At 63.7% G+C, this 21,955-nt stretch carries 12 protein-coding genes and 1 riboswitch; of the genes, 10 read left to right on the top strand and 2 right to left on the bottom strand.

Annotated features, from left to right (window positions below):
* The first annotated feature begins 96 nt into the window (after positions 1-96).
* Positions 97-1,077, top strand: coding sequence for a transcriptional regulator ArgR (gene argR / locus QRN70_RS27130; protein WP_285420923.1), 981 nt, complete (start codon positions 97-99; stop codon positions 1,075-1,077).
* 41 nt (positions 1,078-1,118) lie between these two features.
* On the opposite strand, the gene QRN70_RS27135 is transcribed toward argR, so the two are convergent.
* Positions 1,119-8,843 carry a dermonecrotic toxin domain-containing protein gene (locus QRN70_RS27135; protein WP_285420924.1) on the bottom strand — a complete coding sequence of 2,575 codons (7,725 nt, stop codon included), beginning with the start codon at positions 8,841-8,843 and terminating at the stop codon, positions 1,119-1,121.
* A gap of 305 nt (positions 8,844-9,148) precedes the next feature.
* Between QRN70_RS27135 and QRN70_RS27140 the strand changes: the two genes are divergently transcribed.
* The 7 genes from QRN70_RS27140 to astE all read left to right on the top strand — a co-directional run bounded on the left by QRN70_RS27140 (position 9,149) and on the right by astE (position 16,990).
* Complete coding sequence (locus QRN70_RS27140; RefSeq protein WP_285420925.1) at positions 9,149-10,369, top strand: aspartate aminotransferase family protein; 1,221 nt, start codon at positions 9,149-9,151, stop codon at positions 10,367-10,369.
* 202 nt (positions 10,370-10,571) lie between these two features.
* Positions 10,572-11,591, top strand: a complete 1,020-nt coding sequence (aruF, locus tag QRN70_RS27145; RefSeq protein ID WP_186551456.1) for an arginine/ornithine succinyltransferase subunit alpha — start codon at positions 10,572-10,574, stop codon at positions 11,589-11,591.
* 51 nt (positions 11,592-11,642) lie between these two features.
* Complete coding sequence (astA, locus tag QRN70_RS27150) at positions 11,643-12,668, top strand: arginine N-succinyltransferase (protein WP_285420926.1); 1,026 nt, start codon at positions 11,643-11,645, stop codon at positions 12,666-12,668.
* On the top strand, positions 12,665-14,134 hold the full coding sequence (gene astD, locus QRN70_RS27155; RefSeq protein WP_285421003.1) for a succinylglutamate-semialdehyde dehydrogenase: 1,470 nt from the start codon (positions 12,665-12,667) through the stop codon (positions 14,132-14,134). The genes astA and astD overlap by 4 nt, the downstream gene beginning before the upstream one ends.
* Before the next feature lie 138 nt (positions 14,135-14,272).
* The gene (astB, locus tag QRN70_RS27160; protein ID WP_285420927.1) at positions 14,273-15,619 is read left to right on the top strand and encodes an N-succinylarginine dihydrolase; all 1,347 of its coding nucleotides are present in this window, start codon (positions 14,273-14,275) and stop codon (positions 15,617-15,619) included.
* Between the two features lie 60 nt (positions 15,620-15,679).
* Complete coding sequence (locus tag QRN70_RS27165) at positions 15,680-15,967, top strand: topoisomerase II (RefSeq protein WP_285420928.1); 288 nt, start codon at positions 15,680-15,682, stop codon at positions 15,965-15,967.
* A 12-nt stretch (positions 15,968-15,979) separates the two neighbouring features.
* Complete coding sequence (gene astE, locus QRN70_RS27170) at positions 15,980-16,990, top strand: succinylglutamate desuccinylase (protein WP_285420929.1); 1,011 nt, start codon at positions 15,980-15,982, stop codon at positions 16,988-16,990.
* 155 nt (positions 16,991-17,145) lie between these two features.
* Here the strand turns inward: astE and QRN70_RS27175 are convergent, their stop codons facing one another.
* Entirely contained in the window at positions 17,146-17,655 is a 510-nt protein-coding gene (locus QRN70_RS27175) for a 6,7-dimethyl-8-ribityllumazine synthase (protein ID WP_285420930.1), read from the bottom strand.
* Positions 17,656-17,758: 103 nt separating this feature from the next.
* Positions 17,759-17,930: riboswitch (FMN riboswitch) on the bottom strand.
* A gap of 198 nt (positions 17,931-18,128) precedes the next feature.
* Here QRN70_RS27175 and ltaE point away from each other — a divergent pair.
* Together ltaE and alaS are read left to right on the top strand one after the other, a co-directional pair.
* Complete coding sequence (gene ltaE / locus QRN70_RS27180) at positions 18,129-19,133, top strand: low-specificity L-threonine aldolase (protein ID WP_285420931.1); 1,005 nt, start codon at positions 18,129-18,131, stop codon at positions 19,131-19,133.
* A 146-nt stretch (positions 19,134-19,279) separates the two neighbouring features.
* Positions 19,280-21,904 carry an alanine--tRNA ligase gene (gene alaS, locus QRN70_RS27185; protein ID WP_285420932.1) on the top strand — a complete coding sequence of 875 codons (2,625 nt, stop codon included), beginning with the start codon at positions 19,280-19,282 and terminating at the stop codon, positions 21,902-21,904.
* Positions 21,905-21,955: the final 51 nt, after the last annotated feature.

The raw sequence follows: 21,955 nt of genomic DNA on the forward strand, positions 1-21,955 counted from the left end.
TACAGGAGATCGGTGCTGGTTTCGAGATTTGCGTTCATTTACGGGCTAGCATTGGCCCATGCCTTCATCACCGTTCTTCGTTTCGGATCGCCCGCCATGACTGCCCATCGAATTGGTTTCCTGATTTGGCCCAGCACTAAAGCTCTGACGCTGGCGCTGGCAGAGGAGGCCTTGCGTGTCGCCCAGCGGGTGCACCCGGATGTGGTCTACGAACTGTCGTTCCTGCAGGCCGAGCCGCCCGTCGAGGGCGAGTGGCAACTGCCCGGCGAACCCTGGACCGGCAAGCTGGAGAACCTGCAGAAACTGTTCCTGCTCGCCGATGAGCCGCCGACCACCCTGGCGCCGGCGCTGAGCAGTGCGCTCAAGCAACTGGTGCGCGCCGGTTGCGTGATCGGCGGGCTGTCGGCCGGTGTGTATCCGCTGGCGCAACTCGGTCTGCTCGATGGTTATCGCGCGGCCGTGCACTGGCGCTGGCAGGACGATTTCGCCGAGCGCTTCCCGAAAGTCATTGCCACCAGCCATCTGTTCGACTGGGACCGCGATCGCCTGACCGCGTGTGGCGGCATGTCGGTGCTCGATCTGCTGCTGGCGGTGCTGGCCCGTGACCACGGCGCGGAACTGGCCGGTGCGGTGTCCGAAGAACTGGTGGTCGAGCGCATTCGCGAAGGCGGCGAGCGTCAGCGCATTCCGTTGCAGAACCGTCTCGGTTCCAGCCATCCAAAGCTCACCCAGGCGGTGCTGCTGATGGAAGCCAACATCGAGGAGCCGCTGACCACCGACGAAATCGCCCAGCACGTGTGCGTCTCGCGTCGGCAGCTGGAGCGGATCTTCAAGCAATACCTCAACCGCGTGCCGAGCCAGTATTACCTGGAGCTGCGCCTGAACAAGGCGCGGCAGATGCTCATGCAGACCAGCAAGTCGATCATCCAGATCGGCCTGTCCTGCGGCTTCTCCTCAGGGCCGCACTTCTCCAGCGCCTACCGCAACTTCTTCGGCGCGACGCCGCGCGAAGATCGCAACCAGCGCCGCAGCAGCAGCCCGTTCGAGCTGTCGTCGGTACCGCCCGAGCGCGGTTGATCGGCAGCGGCAAGGCCCGGGCCTTGCCGCTGTGTCCGGCCTCAATGCTCCACTTCAGCGTCAGGACGGATCGTCGGTCCCGCCTGGTCGGCGATGTTTTCCACGTTCAACGTCTGCCCCGTTTCCTCGTAATAGGCATGGATGCGTCGCCGGGCGCGCTCGGAAAAGGTGTTGTTCGACAGGTCGTAGCGGTCGCCGATATGCCCCGGCACCTCCATCAGCTCATCCGGCATCTCGCTGATGAAATTGTTGGAAAGATCGACCTCGCTCCAGTTGAAGTTTTCCAGCACGCCGGGCGGAATTTCCGTCAGGCCGGTATTGCTCAGGTCCAGATCGGTCAGGCTCTGCAGGTTGCGCAAGTCGGGGGTGAGCGCCAGCGGGTTGTCCCGCAGGTGCAGGATTTCCAGGCTGTCCATGCTGGCCAGTTCGTTCACCGTATGCGCTGTCAGGGTCAGGTCACAATCGCTCAGGCTCAGCGATGTCAGGCGGCCCATGTTGAACACTTCCTGCGGGATGTCCGGGAGGAAATAACCGCGGATATCCAGGTTGTCGAGATTGGGGAAGGCTTCGAGAAAGTGCCCCAACCGTGGTGCGTAGTCGCCGAATCCGATCAGGAACAGATCAGGGACATGTTCGAATCTGGCCTTGAGCGTCGGCAGCTCGCCGGCCAGTGACAGGCGCGAAGCAAATCCGTGATCCTCGATCCCTGAGCCCTCGACCGGAATATTGCGCCAACACCTGAGCAGTGCCTCCTTGAAGGCGCTGCGGGTGAGTTCTTGCTGCAGGCGTTCGCCTTCATCGAGCGGCATCTGCGAGTCCGGGTTGTTCTGCGGGACGTTGCTGGTCCAGGTGTCGAGGTCGGCGATCAGGGTGCGCAGTTCGTCCTCTCGACGTGCCAGTTCATTGCGGCCTTCCAGCAGGGTGCCCTTCAGGCCGTAGATGAACTGGCTGGCCTGCTCGTCGCTGAGGCCCGGATACAGCGCTTGTGCGCGGAGCATTTCATCGCTGTCGGCCATGACGCCGAGGTCTTCGCCGGTGCGCTGAAAGCACACCTTGATCCGCTCGCGCGTGGCGCTGGACAGCGGATTGTTGCCGAAGTCGAAGCCGAAGATCGTGCTGTTGGGCAGGTTGTAAACAGGCTCGGGAATGTCGGTGATCCAGTTGTTGTTGAGAATCGCCGTTTTCAGCGCCGGATGATTTTCCAGGCCGACAGGCGTTGCCGTAATGCCGGTGCCGGACAGGTCGAGCAATTCCAGCCTCGGCAGCGCGCGCAGATCGGGCGACATGCCCAGCGGGTTGTTGTAGAGGTCCAGGGCCTTGAGGTTGGCCAGCGATGACAGCGTCGCGCTGCCCTGGGCATCCAGCACCATGCCGCAACTGCTCATGGCCAGGGTTTCCAGCGCCGGCATGCGGGCAATGGCCGCGGGCAGGCGATCCACCGCCAGGTTGCGCAGTTCCAGGGTTTTCAAACCGCTGAAGCTTTGCAGGAAAGCCTCGTTGACCCGCAGCGTGGCCTGGCCCTCGAGGGTCAGTGAGGAGATGTGGCCGAAGTCGGCGCTCAGCGAGGGCAGCTCACCGATGAACGGCAATTCCTGGCGGAAATCGGTTTTGCGGATCTCGGGCCGGTCGGTCAGGCGGCTGCGCCAGAGGTCTTCGAGTGCCTTGCCAAAGGCTCGGCGGGCGGCCGTTTCCGCGCTTCGGTCATCCGCGCTCAAGGACTCGCCGCTGATCGGGTGGTGGTTGGGCACGTCGTCGACCCAGGTGCCGAGATCGACGCTCAGTTGCCGGAATTCGGCCTCCCAGTTCGCCAGACGGAGCTGCCCGTCCTCGAGCGTTCCGGGCAGCAGATAGAGAACCCGGTTGGCCGCTTCGTCGCTCAGGTCGGGGAACAGGCGGGTGGTGCGCTCGAGATCCTCCCGCGCAAACCACACACCGAAATCCTGGCTGTTCAGGCGGTAACGCTGCTTGATGCGCAAGCGGCTGGCGGCTGACAGCGGGTTGCCGGCAAGACTGAAGTGTTTGTGGGTCACGGCGGGGACGGTGAACAACGCGTCGGGCAATGTTTCGATCAGGTTGTCGTCAAAGATGCCGCTGGCGATCTGCGGATGCGTGAACACGCCGTCCGGCAGGCTGGAAATGCCGGTGTCGGTCAGGCGAATGTGTTTCAGCCGCGGCAGGGCCTGCACCTGCGGCGGGGCGCCCAGCGGGTTGTGGCTCAGGTCGAGGTATTGCAGGTGCGCAAGCGATGCCAGCGTCGCCTGCACCTCGGGAGTCAGCTTCACGGCGCAGTTTCTCAGCAGCAGATGCCCCAGCTGCGGCATGCGCGAAGTGGCCGTGGGGATGTCGCCAAGACTGAAGTTCTGCAAATCCAGTTGGCTCACGCCGGCAAACGCCTCGAGAAAACCGTCGACGCCGGTCACGGCGGCGTTGCCGTGCAAGGTCAGGTTCGACACATGGCTGAAATCGGTGGACAGCGCCGGCAGGTCGCCAATGAACGTGATCTGGCCTTGCAGGTTCTGCGCGCGTTGCCTGGGGTTGTCGCCGGAGCGGGTGCGCCACACCTCCAGCAGTTGATCGGCGAAACGCTGGCGCGCCGTGTGCTCGGCGATCAGTTGGCGGGTATTGAGGGGTTGCCCGGACAGCGGATGGGTGTCGGGAATGGCGGTTTTCCATTCGCCAAGATCCGCCGTCATCTGTTCGAGTTCGGCTTGCCAGTGCCGGATCTGGCTGCGTCCATGCTCCAGGCTGCCCGGCAAACCGTAGAACACGTCGCTGGCTTCCTCGCTGTCGAGGGCGGGGAACAGCGCCTTGAGCGCATCGATGTCGGCCTGGTCGGCCAGCACGCCGAGGTCGTGGCCGTGCTCCCGCGAGTAGGCCTTGATTCGTTCGCGGGTCTCGGCAGACAACGGGTTGTTCGAGCAGTCGAAGTTTTCGCCCTTGCGCGCAGGCAGTTGAAAAAATGCCTCGGGCAGCTCGGTCAGCTGGTTGTCGCTGACGATCACGGTTTGCAGCTTCGGGTGTTCGGCCAGGTCGGCCGAGACCTGGCGGATCCCGGCGTTCGACAGGTCGAGGTAGGTCAGTTCGGTCAGCGCCGCCACCTGCGGGGCGCTGCCCAGCGGATTGTTGGGCAGCTCGAGCGATTCCAGGTTCGGCAACGCTTCGAGCGCCGTCTGCAACTCGCGGTCGACGCTGACGCCGCAGTCGCTGAGTATCAGCGACTCCAGGCGCGGCAGTCGGCCCAGGGTCTGCGGCACCTGGTCGAGGTCGAAATGCCGCAGTCTCAACTCGCGCAAGCCAGGGAAGCTGCGCAGAAAGGCCGAGGTGCCACGGATGCCTTTGTTGCCATTGAGCGACAGGTTGGTGATGTGCCCGAAGTCCGCACTCAGCTGCGGCATGTCACCGAGGAACCTGGCGTCTGTCGAGAAGTAATCGCCACGGTTCAGCGGGCTGTCCCTGGAGCGTTGGCGCCACAGACGCTGCACCTGCCAGGCGAAGGTTTCGCGCGCGTTCAGTTCGTCCGCCTGCTCGTTGGGCGTGAGCGTGTTGCCCGTCACCGGGTCGCGATCGGGGATGTCGCGGCTCCAGGTGTTCAGTTCGCTGGTCAGCCTGACCAGTTCGCTTTGCCACAGACCCACCTGCAGCCGGCCTTGCAGTAGCGAGCCCGGCAGGCGATAGAACAATTCGTTGGCCTGACGGTTGTTGAGATCGGGAAACAACCGGCGAACCCGCTCGATATCGGCGCGATCGGCGTGGATGCCGAAGTCTTTGCCGGTCAGGTTGAAATAGCCTTTGACCCGTTCCCGCGTGGCGGCAGACCAGGGGTTATCGGCGAAGTCGAACCCTGCGGATGCCTCGGCAGGCAACTGGAACAGGTTGTCGGGCAAGGTGCTGATGCGGTTGTCGCGCAGCCACACGCTCTTGAGTCGCACGTGCTCGAGCAGGCCGCCGGGTAATTCGGTCAGCCCGGTGTTGGTCAGGTTGAGGTGGCTCAGCCCTGGCAGGGCGCCGACATCAAGGTTCGCGCCCAGGCGATTGCCTTGCAGGTCGAGCGCGGAAAGTTCAGGCAGCGCCGACAGTAAGGCCTGGTCCGCCGACGTCAGGGTCAGTCGGCAGTTGCGCAGACGCAGTTGGCGCAGTAAGGGCATGCGCGTCACGCCCTGAGGCAGGCTGCGCAGATCGAAGTGGCGCAGGTCCAGGCGCTGCAGGCCTGGAAAGTGCGCGATAAACCCGTCGGTGGCAGCGGGGCCGCCGCTGCCGGTCAATTCCAGGCTGGCGACATGACTGAAATCAGCGCTCAGCGTCGGCAGATCACCCAGCAGCGGCTCGGCGAAGCGCATGCGAAAGCCATAGGCTTCGCGGCTTTCCCGGCGCCAGCATTTGAGCAGTTCCTGGCTGAACAGGTCGCGATTGCGCTCGGCGGCGAGGCGGCGTTGGCTCGACAGGCGGCGCCCCGTCACCGGGTGAGTGCGCGGAGTGCTCGTGCGCCATTGATTGAGGTCGGCTTCGAGCTGGGCGTATTCCAGGCGCAGGCGCGAAAGTTCGGCGATAGCGCCCTCCGGATGATTGAGCAGTGTCTGCTCCATGGCCGTCAGGTCCGCGTCGGCGATGCCGGGGTAAACCTCCCTGATCCGGTCCGGCAGGGTGAGTTCGGGTCGGGGCGCCATGATCGGGTAACCCTCGAGGCCCACCAGGCGCAACGTGTCGTTGACCACCGGCGCAACGGGTTCGGCGGCAATCGCCAGGCGCAGCGCGCTGCGTTGCAGCGGGTTGTCGGCAATGGCCTGTTTCAGCTTGGCACTTTCACCGATCTGCAGGCCCAGGGCCTGGCGCTCGCGGTCGGGCAGGGCTTGCAGGACGGCGGTGTAGAAATCCGTCGGCGCGTGCAGCTCCTTGCCCTGGCTGTCGTATGGTTGCCAGGTGCCATCGGCGTTGCGCACCAGCACTTTGTGGATCGAGGCTTGCACCACACCGCTGCTGTCGATGACCTTGCCTTCGTAGGCGCCGTCGCGCACTTCCAGGCGCACGTCCGCCGACCAGCCGGGCAAACGCTCGAGGCTGTGCAGCGCCAGGGTGTCGCTGTCGGGGTTGTGCACCGAGTCCAGCTCGAGCCCTTCGTAGGCGCGGGTGATGCGCAGCGCCTGGCGAGCCTGCGCCGCCAGTTGCTGTTGGCGCTCCGGCCAGTTGCCGGCGTTGATCGCCAATAATTCATCGCCAGTGGCGGTGTTCAGCAGCTCACGGGTGATGCGCAGCGGCAGGTGCGGTTCATGCACGCGTACTTTGCTCGCCAGCGGATCGTCGCTGTGCTGCAACGCGGCATAACGGGTTTCGAACAGGGCAGGGCGCTGCTCGCGGGCCAGTTGGGCCAGTGTGCTTCTGAGCTGGCGGGCCCGCACCTCGAGGGCGATCCGGTCGCCGGGGTTTTCGCCGAGCAGGGTATTGAGCTCCGAGTCGCCGAGTGTCTGCAGCAGGGTTGTCAGCAAGTCGCCGTTGCTCAGTTGATCCTGACGCAGGGTGGTCAGCGGCAGGCTGTCATCGGCGGAAGATTCCCAGACGGCCTCGCCCTGTGCATCGAGCAAGCGCAGGCGTTTCTCGGCCGGCCACAGGTGGTGATCCTTGAGCAGTTGCAACTGGGTCTGCGGGTCCGCCTTCAGATACTGCGCGGGATCATGGCTGCCGATCTGCTCGACGAAGTCCTGCAGCGCCTGATCGAGGCGAAAGCGCTGGATGCTGTCGGCCAGCAGCGGCGGCACCGACTCGCGGTTCACATGCATTTTGCGCAGCGCGTCTGCGCGGTAGCCGCTGACCTTGAGAATCCGCTCGCGCCTGGCCGGGGAAAACCCCTCGACGCTGTGGCCGATGCGTTTGAGCGCGGTGGCGGTGTCCCACGATAGCGGCTGCTCAAGTTCGGTATGAAATGCGCCTTCGCCGTTGTGTCGCACGATGGGTTGGTACGCGTCCGCGCGGCTCGGGTGTGCGATCCGGTACTTGTCGGGATGCGGATGCTCGGTCAGCGCATAGTGCGCGTCTTCGCCGCGCAGCAGGGTCTTCCCTTGGTGCTGGATCAGGCCCCGGGCATCGGGAGTGACGCCCTCGGGCGGCGAGACGGGAAGTTCGTAGGGCTTGAGATCCGGCTTCCAGTAGAGGGTCTTGCCGTTGCGCAGTTTCACCGGCTGGCAGCGATCCACCAGCGCGATGAATTCGGCAGGCAACAGTTTTGGCAGCTCCTGCACGGCGATGGCGCCGCCGAGGCCGAACGCGCCGAGCTGAACCAGGGACTCCAGCGCCGCAAAAAAATGCTCACCGGCCTCGTTGGCCAAGCCTTCGGCCCAGTCGACCACGCCTTCGAACAGCCCGTCGAGAAACTGGTAGGCCATGTACGCCATCATCATTTCGCCGAGAAACGGCACGAAGGGCATCAAGACAAACGAGGCGACTTCGAGAATCGACGAGGCCACCTTGACCAGTGAATCCCAGATCGCCCAACGGGCGTTGCGGTCCACCGTGACGGTGGCGACCGCCAGCGTGGCCGCGTCATTGAGGATCTTGTTCAGTTTGCGCTGGTACAGCTGCTCGAACAGATCGCCGACGATCGGCGTGGCAACGAATTGCAGCTGCGGCGTCTCGATGGGGGTATCGCGCCACGCCGGCAACGCACTGCCTGCTTCGGGCTGGTGCCAGGTCACCTGGCTCAGGCGCCGCCCCAGGTCGGCGAAGAAAGGCCCGCGCTGGTCATGGGCGACGAAGCGGCTGAAGAACGTCTGGTACTCGGGGGCGCGCAGCTGTCGGGTCAGCTCCTGCATCATCTCGACGGTGGAGGCGTACTCCTTGATCGGGTGCTCGGGGTCGTCCGGCACGTAGGCCACCACCCTGACCGAATCGCGGGCCTGCCCGAGATCGGGGGCGAACACGATGATGCCAGTCAGTGCCGACGACATCATCGTCAGGTCGTGGCTGAGCAATGCCTGACCGTCGACCCGCATGCCTTGCAAACCATCGAGCAGACCGCCGATCAGGCGTACATACAGTTCGCTGACGTCGCCATTGATCCGCGCCATCTGCAGCGCAGCCTGGATGGCGGCCTTCTCGCTGGCATCGATGTCCAGCCGCAACACGGCGGTCGCGACGGGCTCGTCGATCGCCAGGTGTTCTTCAAGATAGGTTTTGTAGCCGGCGCCGATGTCGAGCTCACGGCACAGGCGGGCGAATGCCGCGATGCTGATTTTCGCCTTGATCTGCGGCAGGGTTTCGAACTGGCCGGTAGCGCTCGGTTTGCTGATATAGGTGGACTCGGCGCTGTAGGCGTGCGCCTCGGTTTCGCTGGCTTCGAAGTTGTGCAGCGCCGCATCGAGCAGCGACACGGTCCACGTGCGGCTGCCGGTGGTGATCGGCAGGCCGGGCGTGGTCACCGGGATGTACAGGCGCAGGCAGGTGGTGCGCACATCGACGTCGAGGTCGAAGCGGCTCTTCAGTGCCGCGCTGAGGATCGGCTCGGCGTAGGCCGCGGCGTCCTGCAGTTGCGCGAGTTTGCGGTCAACGGTGTTTTGCGCGTTCATGCGTCGCGCGAGGATGGCCCGTAATTCATCGTGCTCGGCCCTCGGTGCTTGCTTGAGCTTGTCGGCCAATGGCCGCTGGTGATTTTTCAGTGCCTGGCGACGGGCGGCAGAAGCCAGGCCGAGCCATTCGGGAAAGGCGTGCCTGAGCGGTTCGTAGTGTTCGGCCGGATGGCGCGGGGTGTGGGTGGCAGTCTGCCCGGTGCGTGCTTGCATGGAGTGCGTCCTTGTACGTCTGGGAGCGCTCAGCAAATCAGCGTTCGGCCAACCGCGTGCGGTACATGGATATGACAGCGGCAGGCTTTGCAATTGATATGCTCGCGGAACGTGCTGCAACGACCGGCGACGGTTTAAACTGCGCCTTTGCGACGCTATATGTCGCATTGCCGTAAACCCGGGAAAATCCGGGGTTTGCGCTATAAGAAGTTGTCGCTTGGCGGCAAGGCCGGGCAGAAAACTGTCCTTACAATCCCCTCATCGCTCGCCAGTTCCAGGCGGGTGTTCCTCTTCAGGAGACTCCGATGTCCGTTGAGCACGCTGCGGTACAACGCGCCGATTTCGACCAGGTAATGGTTCCCAACTACGCGCCTGCCGCTTTCATTCCGGTGCGTGGCGCCGGTTCCCGGGTCTGGGACCAGGCCGGCCGCGAGCTGATCGACTTCGCCGGTGGGATTGCCGTCAACGTACTGGGCCACGCGCACCCGGCGCTGGTCGGTGCCTTGACCGAGCAGGCGAACAAGCTGTGGCACGTGTCCAACGTGTTCACCAACGAACCGGCCCTGCGTCTGGCGCACAAGCTGATCGACGCCACGTTTGCCGAGCGCGTGTTCTTCTGCAACTCCGGCGCCGAAGCCAACGAGGCCGCCTTCAAGCTGGCCCGTCGCGTCGCGTTCGACCGTTTCGGCAGCGAGAAGTACGAAATCATCGCCGCGCTCAACAGCTTCCACGGTCGTACCCTGTTCACCGTCAACGTCGGTGGCCAGTCGAAGTACTCCGACGGTTTCGGCCCGAAAATCACCGGCATCACCCACGTGCCTTACAACGACCTGGCGGCACTGAAAGCCGCGGTGTCGGAGAAGACCTGCGCGGTCGTGCTGGAACCGATCCAGGGCGAGGGCGGTGTGCTGCCGGCCGAACTGGCGTACCTGCAAGGTGCCCGCGAACTGTGCGACGCCAACAACGCGCTGCTGGTGTTCGACGAAGTGCAGACCGGCATGGGCCGCAGCGGCAAGCTGTTCGCCTATCAGCATTACGGCGTGACCCCGGACATCCTCACCAGCGCCAAGAGCCTGGGCGGCGGTTTCCCGATCGCGGCGATGCTGACCACCGAAGCGCTGGCCAAGCACCTGGTCGTCGGCACCCACGGCACCACCTACGGCGGCAACCCGCTGGCCTGCGCCGTCGCCGAAGCGGTGATCGACGTGATCAACACCCCTGAGGTGCTGAACGGCGTCAACGCCAAGCACGACAAATTCAAGACCCGCCTGCAGCAGATCGGCGAGAAGTACGGCCTGTTCACCCAGGTGCGTGGTCTCGGTCTGTTGATCGGTTGCGTGCTCAGCGACGCCTGGAAAGGCAAGGCCAAGGACGTGTTCAACGCCGCCGAAAAAGAAGGCCTGATGATTCTGCAGGCCGGCCCGGACGTGATTCGTTTCGCCCCGAGCCTGGTGGTGGAAGACGCCGATATCGACGCCGGTCTCGACCGCTTCGAACGCGCCGTCGCCGCACTGACACAAGCCTGATGGACCCTTCGGCGCCTGAGCTTCTCGGGCGTCGATCAAAATTTCAATGCCGGACACGTTTCATTGTGGGAGCGAGCCTGCTCGCGAAGAGGGTTTCAGTCGCCATCTATGCTGACTGATACACCGCTTTCGCGAGCAAGCTCGCTCCCACAGTGTCCGGTGTTTTTTCTTCTGCAAATTTATAAGAGAAAGGAGTGACACCATGCTGGTGATGCGCCCCGCGCAAATGGCTGATCTGGGCGAGGTACAGCGTCTGGCTGCGGACAGCCCGATTGGTGTCACTTCCTTGCCGGATGACGTCGAACGCCTGAGCGACAAGATCGCCGCAAGCGAAGCCTCGTTCGCCGCCGAAGTGAGCTTCAACGGCGAGGAGAGCTACTTCTTCGTCCTCGAGGACACCGCCACCGGCAAACTGGTGGGCTGCTCGGCCATCGTCGCCTCCGCCGGTTACTCGGAGCCGTTCTACAGCTTCCGTAACGAGACCTTCGTGCATGCCTCCCGCGAGCTGAAGATCCACAACAAGATCCACGTGCTTTCGCAGTGCCACGACCTCACCGGCAACAGCCTGCTGACCAGTTTCTATGTGCAGCGCGAACTGGTCGGATCGCCCTGGGCCGAACTCAATTCCCGCGGGCGTCTGCTGTTCGTTGCCAGCCACCCCGAGCGTTTCGCCGATTCGGTGGTCACCGAGATCGTCGGCTACAGCGACGAAAACGGCGACTCGCCGTTCTGGGACGCCATCGGCCGCAACTTCTTCGACCTCAACTACGCCGAGGCCGAGCGCCTGTGTGGCCTGAAAAGCCGCACGTTCCTCGCCGAGCTGATGCCGCATTACCCGATCTACGTGCCGCTGCTGCCGGATTCCGCCCAGGAAGCGATGGGCCAGGTGCACCCGCGGGCGCAGATCACCTTCGACATCCTGATGCGCGAAGGCTTCGAGACCGATCACTACATCGACATTTTCGACGGCGGCCCGACCCTGCACGCACGGGTTTCGGGGATTCGTTCGATCGCCCAGAGCCGCGTGGTGCCGGTGAAGATCGGCGAGCCGGTCAAAGGTGCCGGACGCCAGTACCTGGTGGCCAACGCGCAGTTGCAGGATTACCGCGCGGTGCTGCTGGAGCTCGATTACGCGCCGGGCAAACCGGTGACCCTGGATCTGCAAGCGGCCGAAGCCCTGGGCGTCGGTGAAGGTGCCAGCGTGCGCCTGGTGGCGGTTTAACGCCTTAGCGAGTTTCACGGGTGGCGAAGGCGGCCCGTTTGAGGAGATAGCATGATTGTTCGTCCCGTACGCAGCAGCGATTTATCCGCTCTGATCGACCTGGCCCGCAGCACCGGCACCGGTCTGACCACCCTGCCGGCCAACGAAGAGCGCCTGACCCACCGGGTCGGCTGGGCCGAGAAGACCTTTCGCGGTGAGGCCGGTCGTGGCGATGCGGACTACCTGTTCGTGCTCGAAGACGACAACGGCCGGGTGGTGGGGATTTCCGCCATTGCCGGCGCGGTCGGTCTGCGTGAGCCGTGGTACAACTTCCGTGTCGGCCTGACCGTCAGTGCTTCGCAGGAGCTGAACATCTATCGCGAGATTCCAACGCTGTTCCTGGCCAACGACCTGACCGGCAACTCCGAACTGTGCTCGCTGTTCCTCCACGCCGATTACCGCACCGGTCTCAACGGCCGCATGCTGTCGAAGGCGCGGATGCTGTTCATCGCCGAGTTCCCGGAGCTGTTCGGCAACAAGATCATCGCCGAGATGCGCGGTGTGTCCGATGAGGCCGGCCGTTCGCCGTTCTGGGAAAGCCTGGGTCGGCACTTCTTCAAGATGGAATTCAGCCAGGCCGATTACCTGACCGGGGTCGGCAACAAGGCGTTCATCGCCGAACTGATGCCGAAATTCCCGCTGTACACCTGCTTCCTCTCGCCGGATGCGCGCAACGTCATTGGCCAGGTGCACCCGGACACCGAGCCGGCGCTGGCCATGCTCAAGAGCGAAGGCTTCAGCTACCAGGGCTACGTCGACATCTTCGACGCCGGCCCGGCCATCGAATGCGAAACCGGCAAGATCCGCGCGGTGCGTGACAGCGAGGCGCTGGTGCTGGCCGTCGGCACCCCGGGCGACGACGCCACGCCGTTCATCATTCATAACCGCAAGCGCGAAGACTGCCGCATCACGGCGGCGCCGGCCCGTCTGGCTGCCGGCACCCTGGTGGTCGATCCGCTGACCGCCAAACGTCTTCAACTCAACGCGGGCGACCAAGTGCGCGCCGTGGCGTTGTCCGCTGCTCGGGAGTCGAAATAATGAATTCGCTATACATCGCAGGTGAATGGCTGGCCGGTCAGGGCGAAGCTTTTCAATCGTTGAACCCGGTGACCCAGCAAGTGCTGTGGTCGGGGGAGGGCGCCACCGCCGCCCAGGTCGAATCCGCCGTGCAGGCGGCGCGCCAGGCATTCCCGGCATGGGCGCGGCGTTCGCTGGAAGAACGCATCAGCGTCCTCGAAGCCTTCGCCGCCGCGCTGAAAAACCACGCCGACGAACTGGCCCGTACCATCGGTGAGGAAACCGGCAAGCCGTTGTGGGAAGCCGCGACCGAAGTCACCAGCATGGTCAACAAGATCGCGATCTCGGTGCAGAGCTATCGCGAACGTACCGGCGAAAAGAGCGGCCCGCTGGGCGACGCCACCGCTGTGTTGCGCCACAAGCCACACGGCGTGGTCGCGGTATTCGGCCCTTATAACTTCCCCGGCCACTTGCCGAACGGCCACATCGTGCCGGCGCTGCTGGCCGGTAACAGCGTGCTGTTCAAGCCCAGCGAGCTGACGCCGAAAGTCGCCGAACTGACGGTCAAGTGCTGGATCGAGGCCGGTTTGCCGGCCGGCGTGCTGAACCTGCTGCAAGGCGCCCGCGAAACCGGGATCGCCCTGGCGGCCAACCCGGGCATCGACGGTCTGTTCTTCACCGGCTCCAGCCGCACCGGCAATCACCTGCACCAGCAGTTCGCCGGGCGTCCGGACAAGATCCTCGCCCTGGAAATGGGCGGCAACAATCCGCTGGTGGTCGATCAGGTCGCTGACCTCGATGCGGCGGTGTACACCATCATTCAGTCGGCGTTCATTTCCGCCGGCCAGCGTTGCACCTGCGCCCGTCGGCTGCTGGTGCCGCAAGGCGCGTGGGGCGACAGCCTGCTCAAGCGTCTGGTGGAAGTCAGCGCGACCATCGAAGTCGGTGCGTTCGATCAGCAACCGGCGCCGTTCATGGGCTCGGTGATTTCCCTTGGCGCGGCGAAAGCGCTGATGGATGCCCAGCAACAGCTGCTGGCCAATGGCGCGGTGTCGCTGCTGGCGATGACTCAGCCACAGGCGCAGTCGGCCTTGCTGACCCCGGGCATTCTCGATGTGACTGCGGTGGCGGAGCGTCCGGACGAAGAACTGTTTGGCCCATTGCTGCAGGTGATCCGCTACGCCGATTTCGCTGCGGCGATTGCCGAAGCCAACGCCACCGCATTCGGCCTGGCCGCTGGCCTGTTGTCGGACTCCGAAGAGCGCTACCAGCAATTCTGGCTGGAAAGCCGTGCCGGTATCGTCAACTGGAACAAACAGCTGACCGGTGCTGCGAGCAGCGCGCCGTTCGGCGGCGTCGGTGCGTCGGGCAACCACCGCGCCAGTGCCTACTACGCCGCGGATTACTGCGCGTACCCGGTGGCCTCGCTGGAAACGCCGACCCTGGTGTTGCCCGCGGCCCTGACGCCTGGCGTGAAAATGGCGTAATGCCCATCGCTGGCCAGCCAGCTCCCACAAGGGCGATGAGATCCCTGTGGGAGCTGGCTGGCCAGCGAAGGCCGCGCCGCGGTCTGACTCAATTGTTACTTGAAGCCTATAACAACAGATTCTCGTGGAGCCTCGCTGATGAAATCCTATGAAGTCAATTTTGACGGTCTAGTGGGGCCGACCCATAACTACGGTGGTCTGTCCTACGGCAACGTTGCATCGCAGAGCAACAGCCAACAGTCTTCCAATCCAAAGGAAGCGGCGCTGCAAGGCCTGGCGAAAATGAAAGCGCTGATGGAAATGGGCTTTCAGCAAGGGGTGCTGGCACCGCAGGAGCGCCCGGACGTGGCCGCGCTGCGCCGCCTCGGTTTCAGTGGCACGGATGCGCAGGTCATCGAGCGCGCCGCCAAGGAAGCGATGCCGCTGCTGGTCGCCAGTTGCTCGGCGTCGAGCATGTGGGTGGCCAACGCCGCCACCGTCAGCCCGAGCGCCGACACCGCCGACGGCCGCGTGCATTTCACCGCCGCCAACCTCAACTGCAAATATCACCGCAGCATCGAGCACCCGACCACCAGCCGCGTGCTCGGCGCGATGTTCGCCGACCAGCAGCACTTCGCCCACCACGCCGCGTTGCCGGCGGTGGCGCAGTTCGGCGACGAAGGCGCAGCCAACCACACGCGTTTCTGCCGTGAGTACGGCGAGGCCGGTGTCGAGTTCTTCGTGTTCGGCCGCAGTGCGTTCGATACCCGTTACCCTGCACCGCAGAAGTACCCGGCACGCCAGACCCTCGAAGCGTCGCAGGCGGTCGCTCGTCTGCACGGCCTGCGCGACGACGGCGTGGTCTACGCGCAGCAGAACCCGGCGGTGATCGACCAGGGCGTGTTCCACAACGACGTCATCGCGGTAGGCAACGGCGAGGTGCTGTTCTATCACGAGGACGCGTTCCTCGACACCGAGCAGATGCTGGCCGAGCTGCAAGCCAAGCTGGCCAAGGTCGGCGGCCAGTTCCAGTCGGTCTGCGTGCCGCGCTCGGCGGTCAGCGTCGACGACGCCGTGCGTTCCTACCTGTTCAACAGCCAGTTGCTGTCGCGTGCGGACGGTTCGATGCTGCTGATCGTGCCGCAGGAGTGCCAGGCCAACGAGCGCGTGTGGCAGTACCTGCAAGGCCTGACCAGCTCCGGCGGCCTGATCCGCGAAGTGAAGGTCTTCGACCTCAAGCAGAGCATGCAGAACGGCGGTGGCCCGGCGTGTCTGCGCCTGCGCGTGGCGCTCAACGAAACCGAACTGGCGGCGGTCAACCCAGGGGTTATCATGACGGCCCCGTTGTACGGTTCATTGACCGCATGGGTTGAAAAGCACTACCGCGATCGCCTGAGCGAAAGCGACCTGGCGGATCCGCAGTTGCTGCTTGAATGCCGGACGGCACTGGATGAACTGACGCAAATCCTTAAACTGGGCGCGGTTTATCCATTCCAGATCAATTGATGGCCGTTGCGCCGCTTCGTCGCGGCGCCCGGCTTCATCTCCCCAAGAGAGCGAAAAGACATGAGTGATTCCCTGCAGCTGATCCTTGAAGACACCGACGGCACGCAACTGCAAACTTCGTGCACCCGCGTCGCGGTCATGTGGCAAGGCAAAGAGCTGTGGATCCAGCAGGACGGCCGCGGCCAGCTGCTGATCGGCGTGGACGTCGAAGAGGGCGACGAAGAGTACGCCAACCTGCTGCTGCGCCCATTGGCGACTAATCTGGTAAGTCTGCAACTGGAAATGGAACCGGCCGACCTCGGTGACGAGGACCACGTGCACGGCCCGGATTGCAACCACGACCATTAAGGAAACCGCTCTATGCTCGCCCTCGGCAAACTGCTTGAACTGACCCTCGCCGGCCGCGAACCGGCGGAGAAGACTCAACTGACTGTCGAAGGCGTGCGTATGCGCTGGTTGAGCGAGGGTGCGCTGGAAGTGCGGCCACCCGAAGCGCGCGACAATGGCCTGGACCTGCTGCTGTCAGCGGGGATCCACGGCAACGAGACAGCACCGATCGAACTGCTCGACCGGTTGCTGCATGACATCGCTCGCGGCGACCTGAAGCCGCGTGCCCGGATTCTGTTCCTGTTCGGCAACCCGGAAGCGATTCGCAAGGGCGAGCGCTTCGTCGAGCAGGACGTCAATCGGCTGTTCAACGGCCGTCATGAACAAAGCAGCGGTTCCGAAGCCCTGCGCGCCTGTGAGCTGGAACGGCTGGCGGCAAGTTTCTTCAGCGTGCCGGACCGGCAGCGCCTGCATTACGACCTGCACACCGCCATTCGTGGCTCGAAGATCGAGCAGTTCGCGCTCTACCCCTGGAAGGACGGGCGCCAGCATTCGCGCCAGGAACTGGCCCGTTTGCGCGCGGCCGGGATGGAAGCGGTGCTGTTGCAGAACAAGCCGTCGATCGTGTTCAGCGCCTACACCTACGACAAGCTCGGCGCCGAGTCCTTTACCCTCGAGCTGGGCAAGGCGCGGCCGTTCGGACAGAACGCCGGGGTCAACGTGTCGCTGCTGGAAACCCGGCTGAAGCAGATCATCGAAGGCAACGAGCCGGAGCTGGCCGCGGAAGGCCTGGACGGTCTGCAGCTGTTCAGCGTGGCGCGGGAAATCATCAAGCACAGCGACGCGTTCCGCCTGAACCTGCCGGCGGACATCGAAAACTTCTCGGAACTGGAAGTGGGTTACGTGCTGGCCGAAGATCTGGCCAATACCCGCTGGATCATCGAGGAGGAGGGCGCACGGATCATTTTCCCCAACCCGAAGGTCAAGAACGGCCTGCGGGCGGGCATTCTGATCGTCCCGGCCACTGACGAAAACCTCGCCTAAGCCAATTTTCGATCTGCTATATAACCCTGTGGGAGCGAGCTTGCTCGCGAAGGCAAGCTGGCATTCAACATTCGAGTTGGCTGTCAGTGCGCTTTCGCGAGCAGGCTCGCTCCCACAGGGCAATGAGTGAGACCAAAAGCCTCACTCAGGGGCGATCAGACCGCGAGAGCACGCGGCTCGGTGCGGCGCAACGCACGTACCTTCTGCAACGTATCGGCGCACGTCTTCGCGGCTTCCTGACCCTTGTGCACAAAGTGCTCGAAGAAGAACTTCTGATGTTCTTCACCGGCATGGAAGTGATGCGGGGTCAGGGACACCGAGAACACCGGCACTTCGGTTTCCAGCTGCACCTGCATCAGGCCGCTGACCACCGACTGGGCGACGAACTCGTGACGATAGATGCCGCCGTCCACCACCAGGGCTGCCGCGACGATGCCGGCATAACGACCGGTCTTGGCCAGCAACTTGGCGTGCAGGGGCATTTCAAAGGCGCCGCCGACTTCGAAGAAATCGATGTCCGCTTCCTGGTAACCCTGGGCAATCATTTCGGCGACGAAACCTTTACGGCTCTGATCGACGATTTCCTTATGCCAGCAGGCCTGAATGAACGCGACGCGCTCGCCGTGTGGGTGTTTGCTTTTGCTGTCGATAGCGGTGGGTTGCATGTTCTGACTCCTGTTTGTGTAAAAAACAGGGCGTTATGAATCGAAAGGGATTCGAGGGTACGCACGCTCGCACGAAGGCGGGCGGACGGCCCTTTGGCGTCAATCCCGTTCTCTCTTCATCCGGACTATGACCGTCGGCCCCGGAATCACACCGGGTCTGCTGACCTTGTCGCGGCTCCCGGGCACACCGGTTTCCAGCGCCAAGCGCTCGCGGGCTATGCGCATTGCGCGCAATTACCGCCGGTGGGGAATTGCACCCCGCCCTGAGAACGTTATGCCGCCCTTCATCGGGCGGCGCAGCGTTTTTAACACAGATTGGCAGCCTGTGCATCGCGCCTTTGTGATGATTGCCATCGGGTTTTTCGAAGACACGTGGCGACTTTTCCTCAACCAAGGGTTGATTAATCTGCGCTGTGACCGCAGTAATTCAACTTCGAAAAGGGAATTCCCCTGCTGACTTTGAGGCCAGGTTCATGAGCGTTATCGATCTTCGCAGCGACACCGTCACCCAACCGACCCCGGCAATGCTCGAAGCGATGGCCAGCGCGGCCACCGGCGACGATGTGTACGGCGAAGATCCGACGGTCAATCGTCTGGAAGCCGAACTGGCAGAACGGCTGGGTTTTGCCGCGGCGCTGTTCGTCCCGACGGGCACCATGAGCAACCTGCTGGGCCTGATGGCGCACTGCGAGCGCGGTGACGAGTACATCGTCGGCCAGCAGGCGCACACCTATAAGTACGAGGGCGGCGGTGCGGCGGTGCTCGGCTCGATCCAGCCGCAGCCGTTGGAAGTACAGGCCGATGGTTCGCTGGATCTCGAGCAGGCCGCGGCAGCGATCAAGCCGGACGATTTCCACTTTGCCCGCACCCGTTTGCTGGCCCTGGAAAACACCATGCAGGGCAAGGTCTTGCCGCTGGAGTATCTGGCGCGGGCGCGTAAATTCACTCAAGACAACGGCCTGCAGCTGCATCTGGACGGCGCGCGTCTGTACAACGCCGCGGTCAGGCTCGGGGTCGATGCGCGGGAGATCACCCGGCATTTCGACTCGGTCTCGGTGTGCCTGTCCAAGGGCCTCGGCGCGCCGGTCGGCTCGGTGTTGTGCGGTTCGGCCGAGTTGATCGGCAAGGCCCGGCGCCTGCGCAAAATGGTCGGCGGCGGCATGCGCCAGGCGGGCCTGCTGGCGGCGGCGGGGCTGTATGCCCTGGAGCATCACGTCGAGCGCCTGGCCGACGACCACGCCAACGCCGAGTTCCTCGCCCAGGGCCTGCGCCAGGCCGGGTTCAGCGTCGAACCGGTCCAGACCAACATGGTGTACGTGCAGATCGGCGATCAGGCCCGGGCGCTCCGGGACTTTGCCGCCGAGCGCGGGATCAGGCTGAGCGCCGCCGGACGTCTGCGCATGGTCACGCACATGGACGTCAATCGCTCGCAAATCGAGCAAGTGATCGCGACATTCGTCGAGTTTTCGCGCAAGTGACAGCGTTAGCCGTCCAATTGACCGTTTCTATCGTATAAACACGCTGTACCCCGCGCGCAGGGCCGATATAATGCGGCCCTTTGCCGTCGCTTCGTCTGTTGACGTTTCGCACAGGCCTTTGGCCGCAGCCTCCGTGGAAGAACCTAATGAAAAGCGCAGAAATCCGTGAAGCCTTCCTTCGCTTCTTCGAAGAGCAAGGCCACACCCGTGTAGCCTCCAGCTCTTTGATTCCGGGCAACGACCCCACCCTGCTGTTCACCAACGCGGGGATGAACCAGTTCAAGGACTGCTTCCTGGGCCAGGAAAAGCGCGCGTACACCCGCGCCGTTTCCAGCCAGAAATGCGTGCGCGCCGGCGGCAAGCACAACGACCTGGAAAACGTCGGCTACACCGCCCGTCACCACACCTTCTTCGAAATGCTGGGTAACTTCAGCTTCGGCGATTACTTCAAGCGTGATGCCATCACCTATGCCTGGACGTTCCTGACCTCCGACAAATGGCTGAACCTGCCGAAAGAAAAGCTCTGGGTGACCGTCTACGCCAGCGATGACGAGGCCTACGACATCTGGACCAAGGAAGTCGGTGTGCCGGCCGAGCGCATGGTGCGCATCGGCGACAACAAGGGCGCGCCGTACGCCTCCGACAACTTCTGGACCATGGGCGATACCGGCCCGTGCGGTCCCTGCACCGAGATTTTCTACGATCACGGCGCCGACATCTGGGGCGGCCCACCGGGCTCGCCGGAAGAAGACGGCGACCGTTACATCGAAATCTGGAACAACGTCTTCATGCAGTTCAACCGCACCGCCGATGGCGTGTTGCACCCACTGCCGGCACCGTCGGTCGACACCGGCATGGGTCTGGAGCGGATCAGTGCCGTGCTGCAGCACGTTCATTCGAACTATGAAATCGACCTGTTCCAGAGCCTGCTGGCGGCTTCGGCCAAGGCCATCGGCTGCACCAACGACGAACAGGCTTCGCTGAAAGTCGTCGCTGACCACATCCGTTCCTGCGGCTTCCTGATTGCCGACGGCGTGCTGCCGTCCAACGAAGGCCGCGGCTACGTGCTGCGCCGGATCATCCGTCGCGCCTGCCGTCACGGCAACAAGCTGGGCGCCAAGGGCAGCTTCTTCTACCAGATCGTTGCCGCCCTCGTGGCCGAGATGGGCGAAGCCTTCCCTGAGCTGAAATCCCAGCAGGCGCACATCGAGCGCGTCCTCAAGGCCGAAGAAGAGCAGTTCGCCAAGACCCTCGAGCAGGGCCTGAAGATCCTTGAGCAGGATCTGGCCGAACTCAAGGGCGACGTGGTACCGGGCGACGTGGTGTTCAAGCTCTACGACACCTACGGTTTCCCGATGGACCTGACCGGCGACATCGCGCGTGAGCGCAGCCTGACCATCGACGAGGAAGGCTTCGAGCGCGAGATGGAAGCGCAGCGCGTGCGCGCTCGTTCCGCCAGCTCGTTCGGCATGGACTACAACGCGCTGGTCAAGGTCGACGTCGACACCCAGTTCACCGGTTATCACAACACTAGCGGTGCGGCGAAAGTCGTTGCGCTGTACCAGAATGGCCAGGCCGTGGACATCCTCAGCGAAGGCCAGGAAGGCGTGGTCGTGCTGGATCAGACCCCGTTCTACGCTGAGTCCGGCGGCCAGATCGGCGACTGCGGTTACATCCAGGCCGGCGACAGCCGCTTCGACGTGCGCGATACCACCAAGACCGGCGGCGCGTTCCTGCACCACGGCGTGCTGGCCTCGGGCAGCCTGATCGTTGGCGCACCGGTACAGACCCACGTCGAAGCCGAAGTGCGTCACGCCACCGCGCTGAACCACTCGGCCACTCACTTGCTGCACGCGGCATTGCGCAAAGTGCTGGGCGATCACGTTCAGCAGAAGGGCTCGCTGGTCGACAGTCAGCGCCTGCGTTTCGACTTCAGCCACTTCGAAGCGATCAAGCCTGAGCAACTGAAACAGCTGGAAGACATCGTCAACGCCGAGATCCGCAAGAACTCGGCGGTGGAAACCGAAGAAACCGACATCGACACCGCCAAGCAGAAAGGCGCGATGGCGCTGTTCGGCGAGAAGTACGGCGACAACGTGCGCGTGCTGAGCATGGGCGGCGATTTCTCCGTCGAGCTGTGCGGCGGTATCCACGCCAACCGTACCGGCGACATCGGCCTGCTGAAAATCATCAGCGAAGGCGGTGTGGCATCGGGTGTGCGTCGTATCGAAGCGGTCACCGGCGCTGCGGCGCTGGCCTACTTGAACGCGGCGGAAGAACAACTCAAGGAAGCGGCCAGCCTGGTCAAGGGCAGCCGCGACAACCTGATCGACAAGCTGTCGGCGGTGCTCGAGCGCAACCGTGCGCTGGAGAAGCAGCTCGAGCAGTTGCAGGCGAAAGCTGCCAGCGCCGCGGGCGACGATCTGTCGAACTCGGCAGTCGACGTCAAGGGTGTGAAGGTTCTGGCCGCACGCCTGGACGGGCAGGACGGCAAGGCGCTGCTGGCGCTGGTCGATCAGCTGAAAAACAAACTCGGTCGCGCAGTGATCCTGCTCGGCAGTGTCCATGAGGAAAAGGTCGTACTGGTCGCAGGCGTGACCAAGGACCTGACTGGCCAACTCAAAGCCGGTGATTTGATGAAGCAGGCTGCTGCGGCAGTGGGCGGGAAGGGCGGTGGTCGTCCGGACATGGCGCAGGGCGGTGGTGTTGACGCCGGCGCACTGGATGGCGCGCTGGCGCTGACCGTTCCATTCGTCGAGCAGGGTTTATAAGACGGCCCGTCGGGCCCGCAGTCTAGTGGCGGGCCCGGCGGCTGTTCGAGT

Origin of the sequence: Pseudomonas sp. efr-133-TYG-5 (genome assembly GCF_030209175.1) — a bacterium.
Classification (GTDB): domain Bacteria; phylum Pseudomonadota; class Gammaproteobacteria; order Pseudomonadales; family Pseudomonadaceae; genus Aquipseudomonas.